Annotated in this window: 27 protein-coding genes and 1 tRNA gene; 16 read left to right on the forward strand and 12 right to left on the reverse strand. The window is 73.8% G+C overall.

Going from position 1 to position 21,392, the window contains the following annotated elements; translation table 11 throughout:
- Positions 1-32: 32 nt before the first annotated feature.
- The gene (locus BXY45_RS05980) at positions 33-503 is read right to left on the reverse strand and encodes a peroxiredoxin (RefSeq protein WP_109773407.1); all 471 of its coding nucleotides are present in this window, start codon (positions 501-503) and stop codon (positions 33-35) included.
- Between the two features lie 101 nt (positions 504-604).
- Between BXY45_RS05980 and BXY45_RS05985 the strand changes: the two genes are divergently transcribed.
- The 5 genes from BXY45_RS05985 to BXY45_RS06005 all read left to right on the forward strand — a co-directional run bounded on the left by BXY45_RS05985 (position 605) and on the right by BXY45_RS06005 (position 5,438).
- The gene (locus tag BXY45_RS05985) at positions 605-874 is read left to right on the forward strand and encodes a DUF3618 domain-containing protein (RefSeq protein WP_109773408.1); all 270 of its coding nucleotides are present in this window, start codon (positions 605-607) and stop codon (positions 872-874) included.
- Positions 875-1,038: 164 nt separating this feature from the next.
- Positions 1,039-1,335 (forward strand): GroES family chaperonin, encoded by a 297-nt coding sequence (locus BXY45_RS05990; RefSeq protein ID WP_109773409.1) that lies wholly within the window; start codon positions 1,039-1,041, stop codon positions 1,333-1,335.
- 14 nt (positions 1,336-1,349) lie between these two features.
- Positions 1,350-2,804 carry a cytochrome P450 gene (locus tag BXY45_RS05995; protein WP_109773410.1) on the forward strand — a complete coding sequence of 485 codons (1,455 nt, stop codon included), beginning with the start codon at positions 1,350-1,352 and terminating at the stop codon, positions 2,802-2,804.
- 163 nt (positions 2,805-2,967) lie between these two features.
- Positions 2,968-5,349, forward strand: coding sequence for a putative bifunctional diguanylate cyclase/phosphodiesterase (locus tag BXY45_RS06000; RefSeq protein WP_109773411.1), 2,382 nt, complete (start codon positions 2,968-2,970; stop codon positions 5,347-5,349).
- Positions 5,350-5,365: 16 nt separating this feature from the next.
- Positions 5,366-5,438 (forward strand) — tRNA-Lys (locus BXY45_RS06005).
- An 84-nt stretch (positions 5,439-5,522) separates the two neighbouring features.
- On the opposite strand, the gene BXY45_RS06010 is transcribed toward BXY45_RS06005, so the two are convergent.
- From BXY45_RS06010 to BXY45_RS06030, 5 genes are all read right to left on the reverse strand, one after another.
- Positions 5,523-6,602 (reverse strand): alpha/beta hydrolase, encoded by a 1,080-nt coding sequence (locus tag BXY45_RS06010; RefSeq protein ID WP_146211100.1) that lies wholly within the window; start codon positions 6,600-6,602, stop codon positions 5,523-5,525.
- 196 nt (positions 6,603-6,798) lie between these two features.
- Positions 6,799-7,500: a DUF305 domain-containing protein gene (locus BXY45_RS06015; RefSeq protein ID WP_109773413.1), complete on the reverse strand. Its 702-nt coding sequence runs from the start codon at positions 7,498-7,500 to the stop codon at positions 6,799-6,801.
- Between the two features lie 92 nt (positions 7,501-7,592).
- Positions 7,593-8,042 carry a DUF6153 family protein gene (locus BXY45_RS23125; protein WP_170131335.1) on the reverse strand — a complete coding sequence of 150 codons (450 nt, stop codon included), beginning with the start codon at positions 8,040-8,042 and terminating at the stop codon, positions 7,593-7,595.
- Between the two features lie 23 nt (positions 8,043-8,065).
- Entirely contained in the window at positions 8,066-8,389 is a 324-nt protein-coding gene (locus BXY45_RS24480; protein WP_109773415.1) for a metal-sensitive transcriptional regulator, read from the reverse strand.
- A gap of 29 nt (positions 8,390-8,418) precedes the next feature.
- Positions 8,419-8,853, reverse strand: coding sequence for a DUF3237 domain-containing protein (locus BXY45_RS06030; protein WP_109773416.1), 435 nt, complete (start codon positions 8,851-8,853; stop codon positions 8,419-8,421).
- Between the two features lie 181 nt (positions 8,854-9,034).
- Between BXY45_RS06030 and BXY45_RS06035 the strand changes: the two genes are divergently transcribed.
- The 5 genes from BXY45_RS06035 to BXY45_RS06055 are packed head-to-tail and all read left to right on the forward strand — an operon-like array spanning position 9,035 to position 14,794.
- Positions 9,035-10,240: a sugar ABC transporter substrate-binding protein gene (locus BXY45_RS06035; protein ID WP_109773417.1), complete on the forward strand. Its 1,206-nt coding sequence runs from the start codon at positions 9,035-9,037 to the stop codon at positions 10,238-10,240.
- Complete coding sequence (locus BXY45_RS06040; RefSeq protein WP_146211101.1) at positions 10,240-11,826, forward strand: sugar ABC transporter ATP-binding protein; 1,587 nt, start codon at positions 10,240-10,242, stop codon at positions 11,824-11,826. Before BXY45_RS06035 ends, BXY45_RS06040 begins: the two co-directional genes overlap by 1 nt.
- Positions 11,823-12,896: an ABC transporter permease gene (locus BXY45_RS06045; RefSeq protein WP_109773419.1), complete on the forward strand. Its 1,074-nt coding sequence runs from the start codon at positions 11,823-11,825 to the stop codon at positions 12,894-12,896. The genes BXY45_RS06040 and BXY45_RS06045 overlap by 4 nt, the downstream gene beginning before the upstream one ends.
- Complete coding sequence (locus BXY45_RS06050) at positions 12,889-13,917, forward strand: helix-turn-helix transcriptional regulator (RefSeq protein WP_170131336.1); 1,029 nt, start codon at positions 12,889-12,891, stop codon at positions 13,915-13,917. The genes BXY45_RS06045 and BXY45_RS06050 overlap by 8 nt, the downstream gene beginning before the upstream one ends.
- Positions 13,874-14,794 carry an alpha/beta hydrolase fold domain-containing protein gene (locus tag BXY45_RS06055; protein WP_172601928.1) on the forward strand — a complete coding sequence of 307 codons (921 nt, stop codon included), beginning with the start codon at positions 13,874-13,876 and terminating at the stop codon, positions 14,792-14,794. Before BXY45_RS06050 ends, BXY45_RS06055 begins: the two co-directional genes overlap by 44 nt.
- Before the next feature lie 93 nt (positions 14,795-14,887).
- Here BXY45_RS06055 and BXY45_RS06060 read toward each other — a convergent pair whose 3' ends face one another.
- Positions 14,888-15,412 carry a nitroreductase/quinone reductase family protein gene (locus BXY45_RS06060; RefSeq protein WP_109773421.1) on the reverse strand — a complete coding sequence of 175 codons (525 nt, stop codon included), beginning with the start codon at positions 15,410-15,412 and terminating at the stop codon, positions 14,888-14,890.
- 82 nt (positions 15,413-15,494) lie between these two features.
- Between BXY45_RS06060 and BXY45_RS06065 the strand changes: the two genes are divergently transcribed.
- Complete coding sequence (locus BXY45_RS06065; RefSeq protein ID WP_109773422.1) at positions 15,495-15,974, forward strand: MarR family winged helix-turn-helix transcriptional regulator; 480 nt, start codon at positions 15,495-15,497, stop codon at positions 15,972-15,974.
- Positions 15,975-16,271: 297 nt separating this feature from the next.
- On the opposite strand, the gene BXY45_RS06070 is transcribed toward BXY45_RS06065, so the two are convergent.
- The 3 genes from BXY45_RS06070 to BXY45_RS06080 all read right to left on the reverse strand — a co-directional run bounded on the left by BXY45_RS06070 (position 16,272) and on the right by BXY45_RS06080 (position 18,261).
- The gene (locus BXY45_RS06070; protein ID WP_109773423.1) at positions 16,272-16,514 is read right to left on the reverse strand and encodes a hypothetical protein; all 243 of its coding nucleotides are present in this window, start codon (positions 16,512-16,514) and stop codon (positions 16,272-16,274) included.
- On the reverse strand, positions 16,511-16,819 hold the full coding sequence (locus BXY45_RS06075; RefSeq protein ID WP_109773424.1) for a hypothetical protein: 309 nt from the start codon (positions 16,817-16,819) through the stop codon (positions 16,511-16,513). Before BXY45_RS06075 ends, BXY45_RS06070 begins: the two co-directional genes overlap by 4 nt.
- A gap of 317 nt (positions 16,820-17,136) precedes the next feature.
- Positions 17,137-18,261 carry a CobW family GTP-binding protein gene (locus BXY45_RS06080; RefSeq protein ID WP_109773425.1) on the reverse strand — a complete coding sequence of 375 codons (1,125 nt, stop codon included), beginning with the start codon at positions 18,259-18,261 and terminating at the stop codon, positions 17,137-17,139.
- Between the two features lie 106 nt (positions 18,262-18,367).
- Here BXY45_RS06080 and ykgO point away from each other — a divergent pair, with 106 nt between their 5' ends.
- The 5 genes from ykgO to BXY45_RS06105 are packed head-to-tail and all read left to right on the forward strand — an operon-like array spanning position 18,368 to position 19,492.
- Positions 18,368-18,490 (forward strand): type B 50S ribosomal protein L36, encoded by a 123-nt coding sequence (gene ykgO, locus BXY45_RS06085; protein ID WP_109773426.1) that lies wholly within the window; start codon positions 18,368-18,370, stop codon positions 18,488-18,490.
- A gap of 17 nt (positions 18,491-18,507) precedes the next feature.
- Positions 18,508-18,744 carry a 50S ribosomal protein L28 gene (rpmB, locus tag BXY45_RS06090; protein WP_109773427.1) on the forward strand — a complete coding sequence of 79 codons (237 nt, stop codon included), beginning with the start codon at positions 18,508-18,510 and terminating at the stop codon, positions 18,742-18,744.
- A gap of 2 nt (positions 18,745-18,746) precedes the next feature.
- On the forward strand, positions 18,747-18,914 hold the full coding sequence (gene rpmG / locus BXY45_RS06095) for a 50S ribosomal protein L33 (RefSeq protein ID WP_109773428.1): 168 nt from the start codon (positions 18,747-18,749) through the stop codon (positions 18,912-18,914).
- Between the two features lies 1 nt (position 18,915).
- Positions 18,916-19,221: a 30S ribosomal protein S14 gene (gene rpsN, locus BXY45_RS06100; RefSeq protein ID WP_109773429.1), complete on the forward strand. Its 306-nt coding sequence runs from the start codon at positions 18,916-18,918 to the stop codon at positions 19,219-19,221.
- 13 nt (positions 19,222-19,234) lie between these two features.
- Positions 19,235-19,492, forward strand: a complete 258-nt coding sequence (locus BXY45_RS06105; protein ID WP_109773430.1) for a type B 50S ribosomal protein L31 — start codon at positions 19,235-19,237, stop codon at positions 19,490-19,492.
- On the opposite strand, the gene BXY45_RS22840 is transcribed toward BXY45_RS06105, so the two are convergent.
- Positions 19,471-19,935, reverse strand: coding sequence for a hypothetical protein (locus BXY45_RS22840; RefSeq protein WP_146211102.1), 465 nt, complete (start codon positions 19,933-19,935; stop codon positions 19,471-19,473). The two genes, BXY45_RS06105 and BXY45_RS22840, sit on opposite strands and share 22 nt — an antisense overlap.
- The gene (locus BXY45_RS06110; protein ID WP_119700366.1) at positions 19,850-21,268 is read right to left on the reverse strand and encodes a YibE/F family protein; all 1,419 of its coding nucleotides are present in this window, start codon (positions 21,266-21,268) and stop codon (positions 19,850-19,852) included. Before BXY45_RS06110 ends, BXY45_RS22840 begins: the two co-directional genes overlap by 86 nt.
- Positions 21,269-21,392: the final 124 nt, after the last annotated feature.

Raw genomic sequence — 21,392 nt, forward strand, 5'->3', positions numbered from 1 at the left:
CCCGGCCAGTGATCTTCAGGTGGTTGAGCGCGTCAGTCGACCCCGAGCTCCTTGCGCAGTCGCGCGACGTGGCCGGTGGCCTTGACGTTGTAGGAGGCATGCGTGACGACGCCCTCCGGGTCGACCACGATGGTCGAGCGCAACAGCCCGGTGGTGGTGCGTCCGTACATGGTCTTCTCGCCCCAGGCGCCCCACCGCTGGATGACACCGCGCTCGGTGTCGCTGGCGAGCGGGAACGGCAGGTGCTCCTCGGCGACCCACGCCTCGAGCTTGGGCAGCGGGTCGGGGGAGATGCCCACGACGTCGTACCCGGCGGCGGACAGGGACGCGAGGTTGTCGCGGAAGTCGCACGCCTGCGTGGTGCAGCCGGGCGTGCCCGCGGCGGGGTAGAAGTAGACGACGACGGAACGGCCGCGGTGCTCGGAGAGCTGCCAGCTGCCGCCGTGCGTCGCGGGAAGTGTGAAGTCCGGGGCGAGGTCACCCGGCTCGAGGCGGTCACCCACGGGCCGAAGGGTAGCGGAACCGCGCAGAAGGGCGACCACGGGCGCCCGAGCAGGTGGGTCGGGGCTGCCGCGGGCCCCGGTTGGCACTAGCGTCCGGGAGCATGAGCGTCCCGCCCGACGAGCCGGCGCGCCTCGAGCGCGAGATCAGCCTCCACCAGCAGCACCTCGCCGCCACCGTCGACGAGCTCGCCGCACGTGTCGCCCCGAAGGCGCTCGCGCAGCAGGGCGTAGAGAGCGCAAAGGGCAAGGCCAAGGAGCTGGTGCTCGACGAGGACGGCGCCCTGCGCGTCGAGCGCATCGCCGCCGTCGGTGGTGCCGTGGTCGCGGCGGTCGGTCTGCTCGCGGGTCTGGCCGTCAAGCGACGCGGCTGACACCTGCCGCTGCCACTGTGCATCGCCATCGGTGATGTGCGTCGTCAGCGTCGGAGGCGTCGTCAGCGGTTCCGTCAAGGGTCGGCGGTAGCGTCGACTGGGTGAGCACCGCCCCGTCGATCCCCCCTGCGACCCCCGGCGACGGTGGCCGCCTTCCTATCCGCATGCTGCACGACCGCGTGCTCGTCGCCCTCGACCGCGAGGCGGGGGAGCGACGCTCCGGCGCGGGCATCGTCATCCCCGCCACCGCCGCAGTCGGCAAGCGCCTGTCCTGGGGTGAGGTGTCAGCGGTCGGGCAGCACGTGCGGCAGGTCCAGCTCGGAGACCGCGTGCTGTTCGACCCGGAAGACCGTGCCGAGGTGGAGCTGTCCGGGCGCGACTACGTGCTGCTGCGCGAGCGCGACCTGCACGCCGTCGCCGCGCCGCGTGTCGAGTCGGGTTCCACCGGGCTGTACCTCTGAGACGGAGCACTCCCGTGCCTCCGCCGGTGCCGCCGGACCTGCCGAAGGATGAGGCGCAGCAGGCGCGCACCCCGCGTCCCAATGCGCGCTACACCGTGCTGGACGCCCCCGGGCCGCTCCCGCGCGACATGCTGCGCGACCTGCTGGCCATCCGCCGCGACCCCCTGGAGTACCTGCGGAGCGCGGCGGGGCGCTGGGGCGACCACATCGCCTTTCCCCTGCCGCGCAGCCCGGTGCTCTTCGTCAACACGGTGGCCGGAGCGCGGCGCGTGCTCGTGGAGAACGCCGGCGCCTGGTCCAAGCGCACCGTCCAGTACGGCGCGCTCTCGCTGGTGACCGGCAGCGGTCTGCTCACCAGCGACGGGAGCGCCTGGCGCGAGGCACGGCGCGTGGCGCAGCCGGCGTTCCACCGCTCCGGGCTCGTCGCCGTCGCCGAGCAGTCCGTCGCGGCGGCCGAGCGCCTGCGCGCCCGCTGGGACGCCACGGCGAGTGAAGGCGTCGTCGATGTCGACGCCGCCGCGCTCCAGGCCACCCTCGAGGTCGTCGGACGCACGCTGTTCGGCGGTGACGTCACCGCCGAGAGTGCCGGCGACGGCGAACGCGTGGTCGCGGCGGTGCTGGAGGCGCTGGGCGTGGTGATCTCCCGCGCCCGCACCCCCGTGCCGGGGTGGCTCCCCACGCCGTCGCGCGCGCGGCTGCGCCGGGCGAACCGCGTCATGGACGAGGTGGTCGAGCGTGTGGTCGCGCGTCGGCGGGCCAGTGATGAGCTCGGCGACGACCTGCTCGGGCTGCTCCTCGCCGCCGTCGACGAAGGGCGTCTGCCCCCGGAGGCCGTCCGCGGTGAGCTCGTGACGATGGTCATCGCCGGTCACGAGACCGTCGCGTCGTGCCTGACCTGGACGCTGCACCTGCTGGCCGAGCACCCGGAGGCGCAGCGGCGGCTGCACGCCGAGCTCGACGCCGTCCTGGAAACCCATGAGGACGACGACGGCGCCCTGCGGGCACCCTCGTGGGAAGACCTGCGCGCCCTCACGTGGACGCGGGCGGTGGTCGATGAGTCGTTGCGGCTGTACCCGCCGGCGTGGGTGGTGACCCGGAGAGCGGACGCCGACGACGTCGTCGACGGTGTCGTGGTGCCCGCGGGCACCCTGGTCATCGTCAGCCCGTGGCTGTTGCAGCGCCGCGCCGACGCCCATCCTGACCCGGAGACGTTCGACCCGGCGCGCTTCACCGGGGAGGGCCCCGCGGTGCCCCGGGGGGCGTACCTGCCGTTCGGTGCCGGGGCCCGGCTGTGCATCGGACGCGACTTCGCCCTCACCGAAGCGGTGCTCGTGCTCGCGGCGCTCCTGCGCGACCGGGAGGTCCGCCCCGCACCTGGCCCCGCCCCGGTGGTCGAGGCGCTCGTGACGCTCCGCCCTCGGCACGGGTTGCCGCTGCGGCTGGTCCCTCGCTCCCCGACGGAGCGATGACGGCGGCGCGACGTCGTCTTGACGCTGACCCGAGGCGAGCCGTACGGGGGAGCAGCCACACGAACGGACGTCTAGGCCACCGCCGTGCTCAACTCTTTCTGCGCTGGCGCCGATGTCTCCGTGCGGCCTCAGAGCGCGGGGCTGCCACGAGTCCGGGGGACCCATGTCGCGACGCGCGCTGAAGCTCAGTCCGCCTCCGGTGGCGCCGCGCCGTTCGGTGGTCGCCGTGGGGGTCGTTGCGCTCGTCGTCGTCCTCATCGGTGACCTGATCGGCCACCTGCCGGCATCTCGGTCCGCGCCCTCCGGCGTCGGCGGCACCACGGATCTTGCGGTGACGGTGTCGGGACTCGCCGCGCTGTGGCTTGTGGGGACCGCCGCCGTGCTCGACCGAGCACGCCGGGTGGCGTCCGACCGGCGTCTGTGGCGCGCGGTGGCACTGCTCGTGGGCACCCTCGGTGCCGCCCTGACCGCGCAGCCCCTCCTGGCGCGAGCCCTGGTCGACCACCCGCCGACTGCGCTGCCGTGGGTACCGGCTGCGGTGGCCGTGCTCGTCTGCTTCCTGCCGGTGTACGGCGCCTTCGTGCGGTGGAACCTCACCCGCACCCACTCCGCCGACCCCGACGACCGCCTGAACGCCGTCAGCGCCGTCCTCACCGGCCAGGCCTTGTTCGGCGTGCTCGCGGAACTGCTGGGCGGGCCGCTCACGCGGCTCCCGTGGTGGCAGTCGCAGCTGCTCCTGGCGGCCACCGCCGCCGCGATCGTGCTGGGTGGGACGGTGCTGTCGACGGCGATGCTCGCGCGCGGCGGGCGCGACCGCAGCACCTGGCTGGTCACCGCCTCCGGGTTCCCTGCGCTCCTGGGGCTCCTCGGCCTGGTGGTGGCGCCGAGCGGCACGTCCTACCCGGGCACCCTCGCGGCGCTGGCCGCGGCGCTGCTCCTGCTCGTCGTGGCGAGTGTGCAGCGCGCGGCGCTCGCCGTGCCGCAGGTGGTGCAGGGCGCCCCGGCCACGTGGGGGGCCTACGGCGTGGTGGTGCTCGCGGTGGTGGTGATGGCCGTCGCGGGGCTCCTGCACACGGGCGCAGACGCCAGCGCCCCGCTGGAGTGGGCGGTGGTGACGGCGGGGCTCGGCGCCGCCGGCGCGGCCACGCGGCTGCTGTTCAACCTCGGGGAGCTCGACCAGCTCGCCGACACCCACCGCCAGGCACGCACCGACGAGCTGACCGGACTGGCCAACCGCCGCGGTCTGCTCGGGCACGCTGACGCGGTGCTCGAGCGGGGCACGCCCTTCGTGCTGGCGTTGGTCGACCTGGACCGGTTCAAGGAGGTCAACGACGGGCTCGGCCACGCCGCCGGGGATGCGCTGCTCATCGCGGCCGCCGCGCGCCTGCGCGAGGCAGCCGGACGAGGCGCGGAGGTCGGAAGGCTGGGCGGCGACGAGTTCGCCCTGCTGCTGCCGCTGTCGAACCTCGCGTCGTCGTCCCTCACCCCTGAGGAGGCGGCTGCGGAGGGAGCCCGGGCGTGGGGCGAGCGCATCGTGACGTCGCTGCTGCCCGCTTACCACGTCGGCCAGGCCGTCGTGCACGTCGGCGGGAGCACGGGCCTCGCCGTGCACACGGGAGCCGTGCCGTTCGGTGCCGACATCGCGCAGGTGCGCTCGGAGGTCCTGCGGCGCGCCGACGCCGCGATGTACTCCGCCAAGCGTGCCGGCGGTGGGTGGGCCATCTACGACGCCGAGGTCCACGGCGACGGCGAGCACGCCCTGCGCACCGCGGAAGACCTGCGGCGGGCGATCTCGCAGGGTGAGCTCGTACTGCACTACCAGCCGCAGATCACCGTGGCCGACGGGGAGCTGGCCGGTGTCGAGGCGCTGGTGCGCTGGCAGCACCCCGGGCTGGGCTTGCTGCTGCCCGGGCGATTCCTGCCGGTGGCCGAAGACCACGGGCTCATCGGTCAGGTGACGTGGACGGTGCTGCAGGGCGCCGTCCGGCAGTCCGCCGAGTGGCGCCGGGCCGGTCTGGACCTGCGGGTCTCCGTCAACGTCTCCGCCACCGACCTGCTCGACCCCGACCTGCCGCGAGCGCTGGGCGCCCTCCTGTTGCAGCACCGGGTGCCTCCGGCCCGTCTGGTGCTCGAGGTGACCGAGACGACCCTCGTGCGCGACCAGGACCGCGCCTCCCAGGTGCTCGCGGAGCTGGCCGACCTCGGGGTGGCCACGAGCATCGACGACTTCGGCACCGGCTGGTCCTCGCTGGCGCAGCTGCACCGGATGCGGTTCAGCGAGCTGAAGCTCGACAGGTCCTTCACCCGCGACCTGCTCACCCACGAGCGGGCCGCCGCCATCACCGCGAGCACCGTCGATCTCGCCCACGCCCTCGGGCTGCGGGTGGTCGCCGAGGGCGTCGAGGATGCCGAGACGCTCGCGCGGCTTGCCAGCCTGGGATGCGACGAGAGCCAGGGCTACTGGCACGCCGTGCCGATGCCGGCCGATGCGCTGGTCGAGTGGGCGGCCCACCACCGCGAGGAGGCACTGCCGCGGGGCTGGTAGTGTTTACACCGCACTCGCGCTTCTAGCTCAATTGGCAGAGCAGCGGACTCTTAATCCGCGGGTTCTGGGTTCAAGTCCCAGGGGGCGCACCGCACGACGAAGGACCCATCCCTCTCTAGGGGTGGGTCCTTCGTCGTTTCTGCTGTTCCGGTGTTCTGGCGAGCCCGGAAAGCTCATCCCAGTGCCTCCCGCAGGAAGGTGAGCACGGCGTCGTACGTCGGGTCGGGGTCGCTGCTCGTCGTCGTGGTGCCCCCGCGGGTGGTGCTCACCTGGCGCTGTGCAGCCCCCTGCGCGAGGTAGGAGTCGTCGTGGCTGACGCCGTCCACCAGCGTCAGCGTGGCGGTGGCCCCGGCACGTTCGCATGCCGCGAAGAGCAGCTGCGACTGGCCCGGTGGCACGGTGGTGTCGGCGGTGCCGTGGGCGATCCACAGCGGCGGGCTGCCCGCCGTCACGTACCGGCTCGGGTCGGCCCGCTGCGTGGCCACGGGGTCGGACTGGATCGGGAACCCCATGAGTGCGGACTCGGGGGAGTCTGGGGCGTCGTGGCTCGCGCTCCCGGGCAGGTTCTGGGAGTCCATCGCGGTGAAGTCCGTGGGGCCGTACAGGTCGACCACGGCCTGCACCGCACTGCTCTGGTCGGCATAGCCCAGCTCGGCACCCTCCAGCTCGGGCACCCCGGTGACCACGCCGGTCATGGAGGCGCACCACCCGCCGCTGCTCGTGCCCATCGTGGCGACGCGCCCCGCGTCGAGGCCCAGCTCGGCGGCGCGCGAGCGCAGGTAGCGCACCGCGGTCTTCGCGTCGTGCACCTGGGCGGGGAAGACGGCCTGGGCGCTGCTGCGCACGTTCACACCCGCGACCGCGACGCCGAGCGGCCCCCACCGCTGCGCCAGCAGCGCCGCCGTCGTGCCACCGCTGAGCTCGGTGGGCCCGCCCTTGGCGTCACCGCTGCGCCAGGCCGACCCGGGGAAGAACAGCACCACGGGCCACGGGCCGGGCGCGGCGGCGGGGTCCGGCAGGTACAGGTCGAGCAGGTGGGCACGCTCGACGGCCTCGGCGTACGCCTGGTCGATGAGGACCTGCGGCCCGGACGTCGGTGGCGCGGTGGGTGGGGCGCTGCTCGTGGGCGGCTGCTGCGGGGGCGTCGTCGTCGCCGTCGGGGAGGGCGAGGGGCCGGAGCCGCTCGAGCCGCAGGCCGCCAGGGCGGCAGACCCGGCGGCCGCGGCCGCGGCGAGCAGACGGCGCCGGGTCACCACGCGCTCGCCGTTCGGCCTGCACGGGTGCCCGGGACGCTGCGGGAGGTGTCGGTGTCCGCCACGACGTCGACGCTAACCCCCGCTCTCCTTCCCGCACTTTCCTCGGCAAGTGCGGGAAGGAGGAGCCCCTTGCCGCACTTGCCGAGGAAAGTGCGGCAAAGGGGGCGGGGGCGCGGGCTATCAGGTGGGGCTGTCAGGCGGGGAGCTGCGCCAGGAGGGCGGCCATCTCCGCGATCTCGGCGGTCTGGTCGGCCTCGATGCGCTGTGCCAGGGCCTTCGCCTCCGCGTCGGTGCCCTCGGCCAGTTCCTGGCGCGCCATCGTCACCGCGCCCTCGTGGTGCACGGTCATCTGCTGCAGGAACAGCCTGTCGAAGGCGGTGCCCGTCGCCGCCTGGAGGGCGGCGGTGTCATCGGCGGACATGCCCATGGAGTCCATGTCCATGCCGCTGTGGCCACTGTGCTGGCTGGAGGGGTCTGCCCCCCACGCGGTCAGCCAACCCTGCATGAGGTCGATCTCCGGCTGCTGCGCGGCCATGATCCGCTCCGCCAGCGCCTTCACCTCGGGTGTCGAGGCGCGCTGCGTGGCCAACTCCGCCATGGTGAGCGCGCCCTCGTGGTGGACCACCATGTCGCGCGCGAAGCTGACGTCGGCGTCGCTGTGCGCCGAGGCGCCCGCTGAGATCGAGGACGACGACGGCGACGCCGCGCTGGCCGCGGGGGAGCTGCCGTGCTGCATGTCGTCGGCGTCGTGGTGGGCGCCGGACGACGAGGCGCCGCATCCGGCGAGGAGCAGGGCGGTGGCTGCCGAAGCGAGGAGCAGCGCTGCCGAGCGGGCTGTCGTGCGGCGGGTCGAGCGGTCCGTGCGGTTCGTGGCGGGGCGGGTGGAGCTGGGCATGGGTCCTCCAGGTGTGGCACGTGCTGCGGATGGTGCGAGGGCGCGCGTCAGCACCGGCCGGCGCCAGATGGCGCAGCCGGTGCTGGGCGCTCCTACGTCCGCAGGACGCAGGAGGAGGCGTGTCCCGGAGGGCCGGTGGTGGGCGGCAAGCCCCAGGTGGCCAGCAGTGGGGGAGTGGTCTCCAGCGCGGGCAGGGCAACGACGCCGGCGAGGGCGGTGACCAGCGGAGCGATGCTGCCGGCGGCGCCGCCGGGCATGAGGTCGCAGGTGGTGGCGCCGCCGTGGTGCGAAGGGCCGTCTGGTGAAGGGCCGTCAGGGCTGGGCGGCGCGTGGTGACGCTCAGTGGCTTGATCGTGGGCGGTGTGGGCGGTGTGGGCGGTGTGGGCGGTGTGGGCGGTGTGGGCGCTGTGGTGCCGGGTACTGGCGTTGGCGGTGGGCGCGGCTGCCACCACGTGCATCGCCAGGACGCCCGCGACCACGGCGAGCAGGAGCAGACGGCGCAGCAGCTGCTGGCCGGTGGCGCTCGCCGTCGTCGTCGTCATCCCAGCCCCCGAGTGATGTCCGGTCAGGACTTCACGAGGCGGGCGATGGCGGCCGAGGCCTCGCGGACCTTCTCGTCAGCGTCGGGGCCGCCGCGGCGGGCGGCATCGACCACGCAGTGCGAGAGGTGCTCTTCCAGCAGACCGAGCGCCACCTGCTGCAGCGCCTTGGTGGCCGCCGAGACCTGGGTGAGGATGTCGATGCAGTACTGGTCTTCGTCGACCATGCGCTGCAGGCCGCGGACCTGGCCCTCGATGCGGCGCAGGCGCTTGAGGTGGGCCTCCTTGGCGTGCGAGTACCCGTGGTGGGGTGCCTCGGCGCCTGCGGCGGCGTCCTCGGGGTGGTCCACTCCCGCAGGATACCCCCCGGGGGTGTCTCTCAGCCCTGCACCACGAGTTCCGCCACCTCGATGACCACCCGGTCTCCCTCCACGTGCGCCTCCCCGACGAAGACCGCGGCCGTGAGCCAGTGCAGCGCCGGGTCGACGGTGCGGAACCGCGGCGTGGTGAGGAAGTACGGCGCCGCGCCGTCGTCGCCGACGTCGGAGGGGCGCAGCACGCCGGTGTTGTGGACGTCGACGAGGGCACCCGACGCGGTCCGCACGAGGTAGCGCGCCTCGACGGCCACCACGCCGTCGCTGCGGGTGCAGCACCAGTCGCCGCCTCCCGGGACCACCTCGCCGGTGAGGTCGCCGCTGACGGTGCCTCCGGTGATGGGGATGAAGTCGAGCCGGTCGCCGCGGTCGACGAGCGGCTCGGGCGCTGCGATGAGAGCGGTGATGGTGAACCGGTGGCTCAGGGCGATGTCGTGCACGGGTGCTCCTCACGCCGCTCCGACGGTGGAGCGGGACTCAGATCCCACCCGACGGGCGTCTGTCTGCGACAGGTCGAGACGGACACGATGGCCGCCTAGGCACAGATGGTGACCGCTGTGGTCAAGTCGGCCGCATCGCGGCAGGTCATCTTCTGAGCCTCGTCGACGAAGGAGTCGTGTGATGACCAGTCACCCCACCCGCCCCGCCCGCCGGGCTCGCCCCGCCCGCGGGCTCCTCGCGGCGGCCGCGGCCAGCGCCGCCGCCGTGCTGCTGGCCGCCTGCACCTCCGCCTCGGGGGCGGCCCCGTCCGAGCAGGGCTCCGACGGGAGTGCCGCAGCCGTCCCGGCGGCCGTGAGCGACGCCGTGGCCGCCGGTTACCAGGGCCTGTCCACCGCGCCGCCCACCAGCTCACCGGCGGTGTCGCCCGGCCACGACCTGTGGGTGGTCTCCGCGTTCCAGCAGGTCAGCGGTCTGGCGAAGATCGCGTCCGAGGCGCAGGCGGCTGCCGCCGCCATCGGCTGGAAGGCGACGGTCTGCGACGGCCAGAACAACCCCGCCCAGTGGTCGACGTGCGTCCGCCAGGCCACCGCGGCCGGAGCCGATGCAATCCTCCTCGCGGGCGTCGACTGCGCGCCCGTCTCCGAAGCGCTCGCGGAGGCCCGCCGCGGCGGCGTGAAGGTGACCGGCGTCGCCTCCTTCGACTGTGACGACCCCACGCAGGGCGGCGGTGCCTCCCAGTTCGACGCGAAGCTCGGGTACACCGAGGGCGTCACCGGCACCGGTGACTTCTACGAGAAGGCTGGCAGGCTCCGCGCCGACTGGGTCATCGCCCAGACCGGCGGCTCCGCGAAGGTGCTCCACGTCGCCTTCAAGGGCGTCTCCATCGGCGAGTACCTCTCGAAGGGCTTCACCGATGAGCTCGCCGCGCAGTGCCCCGGCTGCAGCGTTGTCGACACCGTGGCCATCACCCCCTCGGAGATCGGGCAGCTGCGCCAGAAGTTCGACTCCGCGCTGCTGAAGAACCCCCAGGCGAACGTCGTGGTCACCGACCTCGACTTCATGCTCTCCGCCGGCGTGCAGCAGTCGCTGCAGCAGAACCCCTCCAGCGGCCGCGTGGTGCTCGGTGGTGAGTGCGTCCAGGAGACGCTCGACTACATCCGCGCCGGCGGAGGGGCCCAGGCCTGCGTCGGCTTCTCCAACGGGCGGGCCGCCTGGGCCGCCGTCGACCAGCTGAACCGCGCCTTCGCCGGTCAGCCGGGCGTGGTGGACGGCGTCGGCTCGCAGATCATCGACGCCGAGAAGAACCTGCCCGCCGCCGGCAGCCCCTACGAGGGCGCCCTCGACTACCGCGCCACCTACACCCAGCTGTGGAAGGCGGCGGCCTGATGGCCGCTGGCGCTGTCGCTGCGCAGCCTCCGCTGGTCAGCGTCTCGCACCTGTCCAAGACGTACGCCACCCGCGTCGTCGACGACGTCCACCTCCAGGTGCTCCCCGGTCAGGTGCACGCCCTGCTCGGCGGCAACGGGTCCGGCAAGTCGACGCTGCTGAAGATGGTCGCGGGCGTCGTCGTCCCCGACCCCGGCGGCACCATCACCGTCGGCGGCGCCGAGCACCCCAGCGAGGCGCACTCCCCGGCGCTCGCCGCGGCCGGCGGCCTGCGCTTCGTCCACCAGGACCTCGCCCTGGTCGACCAGCTGTCCATCGCCGAGAACGTCGGTCTGGCCTCCGGGTTCCCGCGCGGCCGCACCGGGCTGGTCAGCGCGCGCCGGCTGCGCGAGCGGACCGCGCAGGCGTTGGCGGCGTCCGGCCTGGACCTGCATCCCGACACCCCCGCGGGGGCGCTGCGCCCCAGTGAGCGGGCCCTCGTGGCGATCGCCCGAGCGCTCCACGGGTCGCGCGGTCTGCAGGGTGCTCAGGACGACGACGGTCCGCTCGCGCTCGTGCTGGACGAGCCGACCGCGAGCCTGCCCGTCGACGAGGTCGACCGGCTGCTGGCGTCCATGGCCGCGCTGCGCGACGAAGGACACGCGCTGGTCTTCGTCAGCCACCGTCTCAGCGAGGTCACCGCCGTGGCCGACCACGTGACGGTGCTCCGCGACGGCCGCGTGGCCGACGAGGGCCCGGCCGCCGACTTCGACGAGGCGCGGGTGGTGGAGGCCATGACCGGCCACGCCCGCGCAGCCGTCCACCACGTCAGGCGGCCCGCACCCACCGGTGCGACCGGCGCGCCGCGCCTGCGAGCCACCGGCCTGACCGGCGGAGCGCTGCGCGGGGTCGACCTGGAGGTGCGTGCCGGGGAGGTCGTCGGGATCGGCGGGCTCGCCGGCTCCGGGCGCACCTCGCTGCTGCGCGCACTGTTCGGCGACCTGCCCGCCACCGGCGCGGTCGAGCTCGACGGCAGGCCTCTGGTGCTGCGCTCCCCGCGCGACGCCGTGCGGGCGGGGATCGCCCTGGTCCCCGAGGACCGGCTGCGTGAGGCGGCGTTCCTGGACCGGCCGATCTGGGAGAACCTCGGCGCCCACCGGCTGCTGTTCGGCGGTGCGGGCAGCCGGCTGGTGAGCTCCGGGGCCGCCGAGCGCCGCGCCGCCCCCGGGCTGGTGCGCCGTTTCACCGTCCGCGCGCCGTCGACGGTCGCGCCCCTGGGTGCGCTGTCGGGGGGCAACCAGCAGAAGGTGGTCATGGCCCGCTGGCTGTCCACCGAGCCGCGCGTGCTGCTGCTGGACGAACCCTCCCAGGGCGTCGACGCGGTGGCCCGCGAGGAGATCCACCGACTCGTGCGGGAGGCGGCCGACGGGGGAGCCGCCGTCGTCGTCGTCTCCAGCGACCTCGAGGAGCTCGAGGCACTCAGCGACCGCGTGGTCGTGCTGGCCGACGGGCGCGTGGCCGCCGAGCTCACCGGCGAGGCCGTCACCCGGCACGCCATCACCGTCCACATGCAGGGAACCACCCACCGGAACGGGGCAGCAGCATGACCACCACCGACCCCTCGCCGCGCACCGAACCCCGGTCGCAGCCCCGTCGGGCCGCTGCCGAGCAGGTGACCGCTGACCGGCACGCCCGCAGGGCGCTGTCTGGGCTGGGGGAGCGGTACGGGCTGCTGCTGCTCGTCGTGCTCATGGCGGTGGTCTTCAGCGTGCTGCCGGAGTCGGGGGAGGCCTTCCGCAGCGTCGCCAACGCCCGCGCGATCGCCGCCAACCAGGGCGTCGGCCTCGTCGTAGCGCTCGCGCTGCTGCTGCCGCTGGCCGCCGGCCACTTCGACTTCTCGGTGGGAGCCGTCGCGGCGTCGTCGTCGCTCGTCACCGCAGCGCTCAGCGCCCAGCACGGCCTGCCGCTGATGGTGGCTGTGGTCGCGGCGGAGGGCTTCGGGGCGCTGGTCGGTGCACTGCTCGGATGGCTGGTGGCCTACCTCGAGATCAACCCCTTCATCTCCACGCTCGGAGCGGCCACGCTGCTGGGCGGCGCGATCTTCGCCTACACCGGCGGGTTGCAGATCACCAACGGCATCCCGCCGCAGCTGACCGCGGTGGGGTCCTCGCAGGTGCTGGGCGTGCCGGTCATCGCCGTCGTCGCCGCGGCGGTGGCGGTGGCGGTGTGGCTGCTCACCGCCCGCACCGCCTTCGGGCGGCGCCTGTACGCGGTGGGCTCCAACGCCCGCGCCACCCAGCTGCTGGGCGTGGACGTGCGGCGCACGCAGCTACTGGCCTTCGTGGGGTCGGGCACGGTCGCGGGGATCGGCGGGGTGCTGCTGCTCGCCCGGCAGGGCGCCGCGACCTCCGACAGCGGCATGTCCATGCTGTTCCCCGCGCTGACAGCGGTGCTGCTCGGCACCATCGTGGTGGACCTGGGCCGCCCGTCGGTGCCGGGGACGGTGGTCGGGATCCTCTTCGTGGCGGTGATCGTGAGCGGATTGGCGCTGGTGGGCGCACCGGCCTGGGTGAGCCCGGTGTTCAACGGTGCGGCGCTGCTGCTCGCCGTCGGGTTCGCCCGACTGGCGCGGACTCGCAGCGGCCCCGGACGCAGCGGACGGGCGCGCCGTGCCTGACACCCCTGACACGCACGAGACCCTGCTCTTCGCGTGGCTGCGCGCCGACGACGACGCCACTCGACCCCAGGACACCTCCGACGCGATCGTCGTGCGGTCCACCGGGCCGGCGCCGCGAATCTCCCGGCGCCTCGAGCTCGACACCGTCGAGTGCGCCGTGATCGAGGGTGAGGAGGTGGACGTCGAGCCGTTCCCCACCGCCCGGGCCTGGCGCGGCGTGCTGCTCGGCTACCTGGACGCCGGGGAGCTGTCCGTCGACCAGGAGGGGCGCCGGGTCGACCTAGAGCGCGGCGACTTCGTCTTCTACACCGCCGCGCAGCGCTACCGGATCCGCTCGGCAGCGGCGCATCGCTTCCTCGTGGTGCGCATCCCCACCTCCGCGCTGGTGCTGCGGCACGGCCTGTTCACCGACGTGCTGGCCACCGACCTCAACGACCTGCCCTCGGCGCCGCTGCTGCGCAGCCTGCTGGCGGTGCTGGCCGACCCCGCGTACCTGCCGAGCCTGCCCGCCCGGGCGCATGCTGCCGATGCGCTGGTGGCTGCGGCGCACGCCGTCATCGCCGACGCCCGGGAGCCGGGGACGGCGGAGGCGATGTCGCAGTTCCACCGCATCGTCGTCTGGATCGACGCCCACCTCGCCGACGACGACCTCTCCACCGAACGGGTCGCCGTTGGCAGCTTCGTCTCGGCGCGCACGGTGCGGCGGGTGTTCGCCCTGAACGGCACCACGGTGTCGGCGCTGGTGCGCCAGCGGCGCCTCGAGCGCATCCGCAACGCGCTCCTCGACCCGAGGGAGCAAGGGACGGCGATCGGTGCCATCGCCGCCCGCTGGGGGTTCCGCGACCCGTCCGTCTTCAGCCGCGCCTTCACCCAGCAGTTCGGGATACCCCCGCGCCGCTACCGGGCGCTGCACCTGCACCAGGGCGCCGCTGCCGCTGCACCGGCTGCCACCACCACCCCTGACCCAGGAGGTCCCCATGACCCTGCTCTCCCACCCGCCCGTCGCCCGCTTCGTCGCTAAGCGCCTACAGACCGTGCTGCCGAAGCTGCTGGCCAGGCAGAGCGGTGGGGCCGACCCACGCCACCGCCTGCCGCAGTTCGCCACCTCCCGCACCGAGCTGGTGGTCCCGAGCTCCCCGCCGGCGCCCCTCGTCGTGCACCGCGCGGCAGGGACCCCGCGCGACGCGCCCGTGCACGTCAACTTCCACGGCGGCGGCTACATCCTTGGGCAGGACCACGGCGATGACGCCCTGTGCCGCGTGGTCGCCAACCAGGCCGGGGTCGTGGTGGTGGACGTCGACTACGCCGTCGCCCCCCAGCACCCGTTCCCCGTGCCGGTGCTCCAGGCCGTCGAGGTGGTGCGCTGGGTGGCCGAGCACGGCGCCGAGCACGGCTGGGACGGCTCGCGGCTGACGGTGGGTGGGCAGAGCGCCGGCGGCGCCATCGCGGCTGCCGTCGCCCGGACCCTGCTGCGCGAGGGCGGCCCACGGCCGCTGCTGCAGGTGCTCCACTACCCGCCCCTGGACCTGACCGTCCCGGTGACCACCAAGCACAGCCCGCTGGCCAAGCCGGCGCTGACCCCGTGGATGGGGGAGGTCTTCGACACCGCGTACGTCCCCGACGCCTCTCGCCGCAGCGACCCGCTCGTCTCCCCGGCCTCGGCGGGTGACATCGAGGACCTCACCGGCATCGCGCCGGCGGTGGTCATCGCGTGCGCCCACGACGTGCTGCACGACGAGGACGTGCGCTACGCCACGCGACTGGAGCGGGCAGGTGCGCTGGCGGAGCTCATCGAGGTGCCCGACGCCGACCACGCCTACGACATGGGCGACGACGTGCGGGGCCTGCAGACCTACGAGGCGATCGCCCGGCACGTGGCGAAGGCCACCACCGTGTGAGCCCAGGCGCCTCCGGCTCCTGCCGTACGGACCCGACCGGGCTCACCGCCACGATCCTGCCCGGGATGTGTCGCCGCCGAGCGGACGGAGCGGTCACGGCCGCGACCAGTCGCCCCAAGGCGCCGGCTCCAGGCGGTACACCGCAACATCGGTCAGCCGTGCTCGGATCTCGTCGTCGGTGGCGCGTGCACTGAACGGAAACTGGTCTTGCGCCCACCGCAGCTGGCTGAGGTACAGACGGAGAGCGGCGACCGCCTCCTCCGGCTCGGCCCGATGCGCGACTGCGTCCTGCCTGCCATCCGCCGACAGCAGTGCGCACGCAGGGTTCGCCGCGAGATTCAGCGCCCAGGGCCTGTCTGCTCGGGGGGACAGCACGTACCGCCGACCGTGCACCTGCACGACGGCGATCGGTACGCGGTGCCAGGTTCCCGTGCGCCGGCCGCGGACCTCGAGCACGCGAACGGCGTAGCGGCCGTCGATCAGCGGCTGCACCGGCATCGTCAGGATCTTGTCTGCCATGGCGGCGTTGCTCTGCGCTGCGTCGACGCCGCCGATCGGCCGGTCCGTCAGCGGTGGCGTGAAGGCAGGTGGCGCTGTGTCTGGTGTCGCGTCGGTCATGGGGATCCTCCCGGTCGGAGCGATTGCTAGGGAACATAGCCATAAATGGCTAGTTTAACTAGCAATAGCTAAACTGGTCCTCATGGCGCGCAGCGATCAACGCCGGTCGAACCACCACGATGTGGCGTTGGCGCTGCGCGAGGTGCTCAAGGCCGACCGCTTCGCGGTCCGCGAACTAGCCGCTCGCCTTGGGCTCGGTGTCAACGACATCACCGCACTGCAGCACCTGACCGAGGGCCCCCTCGGGCCGACGGACCTCGCCGACAGGCTGGGTCTGACGACCGCATCCACATCGCTCCTACTCGACCGTCTCGAGGACGTCGGGCACATCTGGCGGGAGCCGCATCCCCGGGACGGCCGCCGCAAGATCGTCGTTCTCACCGACAGGTCGCGGGGCCTCGTCCTCGAGGCGCTCCAACCGCTGACGACCGCGCTGGACCGCGCAGCCGCCGACCTCACCGAAGACCACGCTGACGCGGTGATCAGCTTCTTGACGGTGGCGGCCACCCTGATGCGCGACTACTCCGCAGGGGGTGCGGACGGCTCGGTGACCAGACAGTGACCGCGACGCCGACGGCGAAGGCTGCACGGTCGAGGCGGCTGTCGCCATCGTCAGTGAGCTGCCAATCGGGGAGCCATCCGCTGCGGCGCGCTCCCGGACGAGGATCGCCAGTGAAGCCAGAACACCTCGATGCTTCAGGAGAAGTACAAGGAGACGGTGAGCCCGTAAGGGCGCAAGTTCGCCCAGCGCCGGTCGCAGCCGAGCACCGGCAGACCGGCGTGCGTGGCATAGCCCAGCACGCACAGGTCGCCCAGGGAGAGCTGGCCTCGACGGGTGCCGTCGTGCTGAGCCCGTCGGTCACGACGTTGGCGGCAGGGCGGCCAGGCGATACATGACGCGAACGACCTCGGCGCAGGTGACGGACGTCAGCACGCTGCGCTCCAGGACGCCATCGGCGACTCGGGCCACGGCTGCCGCGTCGCTGCGCAGCACCCCGACGATGAGGGAAGCATCCACCACGATCGGTCCGAGCGGCAGCGGCGCGTCCTGGCCGTCGGCCTGCGGTAAGGACCCCTCAGAGGAGACGGGGTCGTCGATCACCTCGGGGTGGCGGGGTTGGGGTAGCGGGCCAGGACGCGGGCCTCGTCAGCGGCGCGGTCGGCAGCGACCTCCTCCAGGGCGGTGGTGGTCACCGCGGCGGCAGGGTCGCGTCCCTCAGTGGCGGCGACGGCGGCCATGCCTTCGGTGACGGCTCGCTGGAGCTTGGACAGCACCGAGCCGGTGGACTCGAGCACGATCCGGCCAGGGCCTTCCACGCGGGCGACCATGCCCTCACCAGCTTCGACCCCGGCGGCGTCGAGCAGTGCCGCGGGGATGGTGGGGCGGCGCCGGGAGTCCAGCTTCACGACTGCCGTCAGCGGAGTGGTTACGGGGCGAGCCTACGTGAGGTGGGTGGCGCGACGCACTGCCCACGGATAGGGGAATGTGGGTGATGTGGGCAGACGTCAGGGCGCATCGATCATGGGGATCCGCGACCTCGCAGGTGCGTCGTCGTCCCTCCCACCTCAGCCTTCCGACGACGACGACTCCTGAGAGGTGCACTGGCGCGTTGACAAGAGCGAACGGTGGCGACTCGGCGGTGGTGCGCTGGCCGTCGCTGATCGGTAGCGGGGCTCGCGGGGCCGGGATGCATCAGCGGCATAACTGACAGGGGGCGCTCCCGTCAGGCGGCGCCGCCCACCTGGACGTCTCCCAGCCAGGGCTCGAAGCCGTCGCTGCGCCCGGCCCACCGGGCCAGGCCGCGCGCCAGCTCGGCGTCGGTGAGCAGGCTCGCGGCGAAGGCGTCGCGCACGAGAGCGGGGTCCTCCTCGACGCCGGTCACGACCAGGCGGGTGCTGCGCTCCACGGGCACCCCCGTGGCGTCCCACGGCCCTGCGTCGCCGATGCTGAGCTGGCCGCCCGCGCCGTCCCACATCCCCACAGCGTCGGGTCGCGTGGGCAGCCAGAAGCGGCCGCGGCCCACGAGCCGGCCGTCGGCCAGGGCCTCGAGGTTCTCGCGGAGCCGCTCGGGGTGCGCCGGGCGCCAGTCGTGCAGGTCGAGCGTCCAGACGCCGTGGGCGTCGGGGGCGCCGCTGGGCGCCACGGCGCGCGGGTCGTCCCAGCCCCGGGAGGCGCGAGGGTCGTGGCGGCTGCGCAGCAGGTGGTCGGCGGCGAGGTCGCTGGCGCCGTCCACCTGCACCGTGCCGGGCAGGGCGAGGTGCTCCAGGAGGGTGAGCGTGCGCGCGTCGGCGCCGGGGGCCAGCACGAGGTCGGCGCTGCGCAGCTGGCGGGCGAGCACCTCCCCGACGCTGCGCGCGTCGCCGTCGCCGTGGGCGAGGTCGCGCTCGTCGAGGAGGTCGTCGCAGAAGAGGTCGTGCTCGGCGGTGGCACCGTCGACGACGGCGACCACCCCGGCCAGGCTCAGCAGCTGGCGCACGCTGCGGTGCGCCGCAGCCCCGTCGAGCATGCCCAGCAGGCCCCGCACCACCGGCACCGGTTCGCTCGCGAGCGGCAGCGCGAGCAGCGCGGCGCTCCACCTGTCGAGCTCCGCCACGCGCACGAGCGTGGGCAGGAGGTCCTCGCGCACCGCGCAGGCCAGGCAGGCGTGCTCCAGGGGGACGACGACGTCCTCCAGCGCGCCCGTCCCGTCGCTGACCACGCGGCGCAGCAGACCCTGGCCGGCGCCGGTGAGGTCGTGACGGACGACGACGACGTCGGGAGCGTCCAGCTGGACGCTGAGCACGGCGGCGTCGCGGGAGGCGGCGTCGACGGCGGTGACGGCGGTGACGGGCAGGCGGGAGGCGGTCACAGGGGCCCTCCGGGTGTCGAAGCGAGAACAGTTCTCGCCTAGAGTGGCACATGACGAGAACGATTCTCGCCACACCTCGCCCTGTCACGACATCAGGAGGCCACCAGTGAAGGTCCGCTCGTCGCTGCGCTCGCTCGCGCGCCAGCCCGGCTCCAAGGTCGTCCGCCGCCGCGGCCACCTCTACGTCATCAACAAGCTCAACCCGCGCTTCAAGGCGCGCCAGGGCTGAGGGACGGTCGAGCAGCCATGACCCGCCCCTGCCAGGTGACCGGACGCCGCGGGCGCTCCGGCAACACCATCTCCCACTCCCACCGGCGCACCAAGCGCCGCTTCGAGCCCAACACCCAGTCCAAGCGCTACTGGGTGCCCTCCCTCGGCAAGCACGTCCGTCTCGATCTGACCCCTGCCGGCATGCGCGTCATCGACCGTCGCGGGATTGATGCGGTCGTCGCCGACCTGCGAGCCCGCGGAGAGGTGGACTGACCGTGGCCAAGGTCCAGGACGTCCGCCCGATCATCAAGCTCCGCTCCACCGCGGGCACCGGCTACACGTACGTCACCCGCAAGAACCGCCGCAACGACCCCGAGCGCATGGTGCTGCGCAAGTTCGACCCCGTCGTGCGCCGCCACGTCGACTTCCGCGAGGAGCGCTGAGATGGCCAAGAAGAGCAAGATCGCCAGGGACCTGCAGCGGCGAGAGGTCGTGGCCCGCTGGGCCGAGCGCCGCGCCGAGCTCAAGCGCCTCTCGACGGCGGCGAGTGCCACCGAGGAGCAGCGCTCCGCGGCGCGAGCGGCGCTCCAGCGCCTCCCGCGCGACGCCAGCCCCACCCGGCTGCGCAACCGCGACGTCGTCGACGGCCGCCCCCGCGCGTACTACCGGGCCTTCGGCCTGTCCCGCGTGCGGCTGCGTCAGATGGCGCTCGCGGGCGAGCTGCCCGGCGTGACCAAGTCCAGCTGGTAGGAGGGACCGCCCCGTGAAGAACGACCTGCATCCCGAGTACGGCCCCGTCGTGTTCCGCGACAACACCGCGGGCACCGCCTTCCTCACCCGCTCGACGGCGCTGTCACGCGCCCGCGGCACCGTGGAGTGGGAGGACGGCCAGACCTACCCCGTCATCGACGTCGACGTGTCCTCCGCGAGCCACCCGTTCTGGACGGGCAAGTCCCGCGTGCTCGACTCCGAGGGACGCGTGGAGCGGTTCCGCCGCCGCTACGGACAGCGGTCGCAGTGATCACGCCCTCGTCGTCGTCCTCGCCCTCCTCGGCCGCGCCGGCCGGTCCGCTCGTGGCGGTGTGCACCGGGCACCGGTGCGCCGCGCTGCGGCGCCTGGACGGCGAGGACGACGACGTCGGCGCCTCGCTGCGGGAGGCCGTCCGCGGCTCGCGCGGCGGCGTGCTGGTGTCGAGCCCCTGCGTCGGCGGCTGCGCCCAGGCGCCCGTGGCCGCGGTCGGGCAGCGCGCCGAGGGGGACGAGCGCCCCGACGTCGTCGTGTGGCTGGGGTCGCTGGACGCGGGCCGCCGCGAGCACCTCGCGGCGTGGGTCGCCGCGCTCGGCGCGCCCTCGGGCTCCGGCGCAGCGCCGGCGGCCCTCACGGATGCCGACGACGTGCCCGCTGCTCTGCGGCCCGCTGTGCTCGCCGTCCGAGGGGCGAGGGTGGCGGAGTCCCATGATCACGGACGGGGTGTGCGGCGTGATCATGGGACTCCGGAGCGCCGCCGGCAGCGGGGCGCTGCACCGACGCGCTCGCCACGGCAGCCGCCGCCACCGCCGTCGTGATCGGTACCGACAGCGCCACGCACGCGCCGCCGATCGCCGTCCTGACGATCTCCTCGGCCAGCGCCGAGGAGCTCACCGCGTCGATCCACCGTGGGTCGGTCACCGCGAGGATGACGAGCACCGGCAGCGCCGCACCCGCGTAGGCGAACGCCACCGTGTAGACGGTGGAGGCCAGGTGGTCACGGCCCACGCGCATCCCGGAGCGCACGAGCGTGGTGAACGAGGCGCCGGGCGCGTGCTCGCGGACCTCCCACACCGCGGAGGCCTGGGTGATGGTGACGTCGTTGAGCACCCCGACCCCCGCGAGCACGATCCCGGCGACCACGAGCCCCCGCAGCGTCGCCATCGACGTGAGCTGGCCGAGGTAGGCGGAGTCTTCGTCGGACAGGCCCTGCAGGTGCGTCGCGCCCACCGCCACGTGCGCCGCGACGCCGACCAGCACCAGCCCGCTCACCGTGCCGAGGTGTGCCGCCGCCGTCCGCAGGCTGAAGCCGTGGGTGAGGTACAGGACCACGGACATGATCGCCGTGCAGCCTGTCACCGAGACGAGCAGCGGCGGCTTGCCCGCGAGCAGCGCCGGGATCATGAAGAAGGCCAGGACGGCGCCCGCCAGCACCATGCCGCCGAGCGCCGCGAGCCCGCGCTTCCGAGCGACCAGCACCGTGAGCAGCGCAAACGCCCCTACCGCCAGCCCCAGCGGGCGCGTCCGGGAGAAGTCCACCCACTGCCACGTCGCGTCGTAGCCGGGGGTCGGCGGGAAGTACCCGAGGTCCACGCGGTCACCCGGGGTGATGCCGCCCTCGGCCACCTGCGCCGGCACCGGGACCTGCACCTGCTGACCCTTCGACGGACCCTGCAGCACGGTCGCCGTGAGGATCGGGCAGCTGGCGCTCGCGGGGATGGTGCCGTCGGGCAGACGGTCCAGCGACGTGCCCGGGCACGTCTGCTGCTGCAGCGACTCCGCCCGCGCCTCCACGTCGGTGACCACCGATCCACCTGAGGCCACCTGCTCGCGCAACGTCGTCAGCGTGCCGGCGGGTGGCCACAGCAGGGCGACTCCTACGGCCGAACCGAGCGCGCACAGCAGGGCGAGGACGACGACGACGCGCCGCGCGGTCGCGCCGACCCGGACATCGTCGCCCGGCCGGGACCCGTCGGGGCGGACGTGTCCGTGACCGAGGTGTTTCTCGGAACCCGAGTGGCTGTCGGTGAGGTCGAGGTCTGAGGCCACCCGACCATGGTTGCCGCTCGTCGCCGTGCCCGTGCCCGACTCGAGAACTTCCCCGCAGGCTCTCCCCTCCTCCACGATCAAGGAAGTTCTGGACGCTCCCGAGTGCGGAGGACGGTGAGCGTGC

Origin of the sequence: Quadrisphaera granulorum (genome assembly GCF_003149145.1) — a bacterium.
Taxonomy (GTDB): domain Bacteria; phylum Actinomycetota; class Actinomycetes; order Actinomycetales; family Quadrisphaeraceae; genus Quadrisphaera; species Quadrisphaera granulorum.

Excerpts from the sequence above, each read along its gene's own strand:
- BXY45_RS05985 (WP_109773408.1), top strand. The coding sequence starts at position 605 with ATGAGCGTCCCGCCCGACGAGCCGGCGCGCCTCGAGCGCGAGATCAGC.
- BXY45_RS05990 (WP_109773409.1), top strand. The coding sequence starts at position 1,039 with ATGCTGCACGACCGCGTGCTCGTCGCCCTCGACCGCGAGGCGGGGGAG.
- BXY45_RS06000 (WP_109773411.1), top strand. The coding sequence starts at position 2,968 with ATGTCGCGACGCGCGCTGAAGCTCAGTCCGCCTCCGGTGGCGCCGCGC.
- BXY45_RS06015 (WP_109773413.1), bottom strand. The coding sequence starts at position 7,500 with ATGCCCAGCTCCACCCGCCCCGCCACGAACCGCACGGACCGCTCGACC.
- BXY45_RS23125 (WP_170131335.1), bottom strand. The coding sequence starts at position 8,042 with ATGACGACGACGACGGCGAGCGCCACCGGCCAGCAGCTGCTGCGCCGT.
- BXY45_RS06035 (WP_109773417.1), top strand. The coding sequence starts at position 9,035 with ATGACCAGTCACCCCACCCGCCCCGCCCGCCGGGCTCGCCCCGCCCGC.
- BXY45_RS06040 (WP_146211101.1), top strand. The coding sequence starts at position 10,240 with ATGGCCGCTGGCGCTGTCGCTGCGCAGCCTCCGCTGGTCAGCGTCTCG.
- BXY45_RS06045 (WP_109773419.1), top strand. The coding sequence starts at position 11,823 with ATGACCACCACCGACCCCTCGCCGCGCACCGAACCCCGGTCGCAGCCC.
- BXY45_RS06055 (WP_172601928.1), top strand. The coding sequence starts at position 13,874 with ATGACCCTGCTCTCCCACCCGCCCGTCGCCCGCTTCGTCGCTAAGCGC.
- BXY45_RS06060 (WP_109773421.1), bottom strand. The coding sequence starts at position 15,412 with ATGACCGACGCGACACCAGACACAGCGCCACCTGCCTTCACGCCACCG.
- BXY45_RS06065 (WP_109773422.1), top strand. The coding sequence starts at position 15,495 with ATGGCGCGCAGCGATCAACGCCGGTCGAACCACCACGATGTGGCGTTG.
- rpmB (WP_109773427.1), top strand. The coding sequence starts at position 18,508 with ATGACCCGCCCCTGCCAGGTGACCGGACGCCGCGGGCGCTCCGGCAAC.
- rpsN (WP_109773429.1), top strand. The coding sequence starts at position 18,916 with ATGGCCAAGAAGAGCAAGATCGCCAGGGACCTGCAGCGGCGAGAGGTC.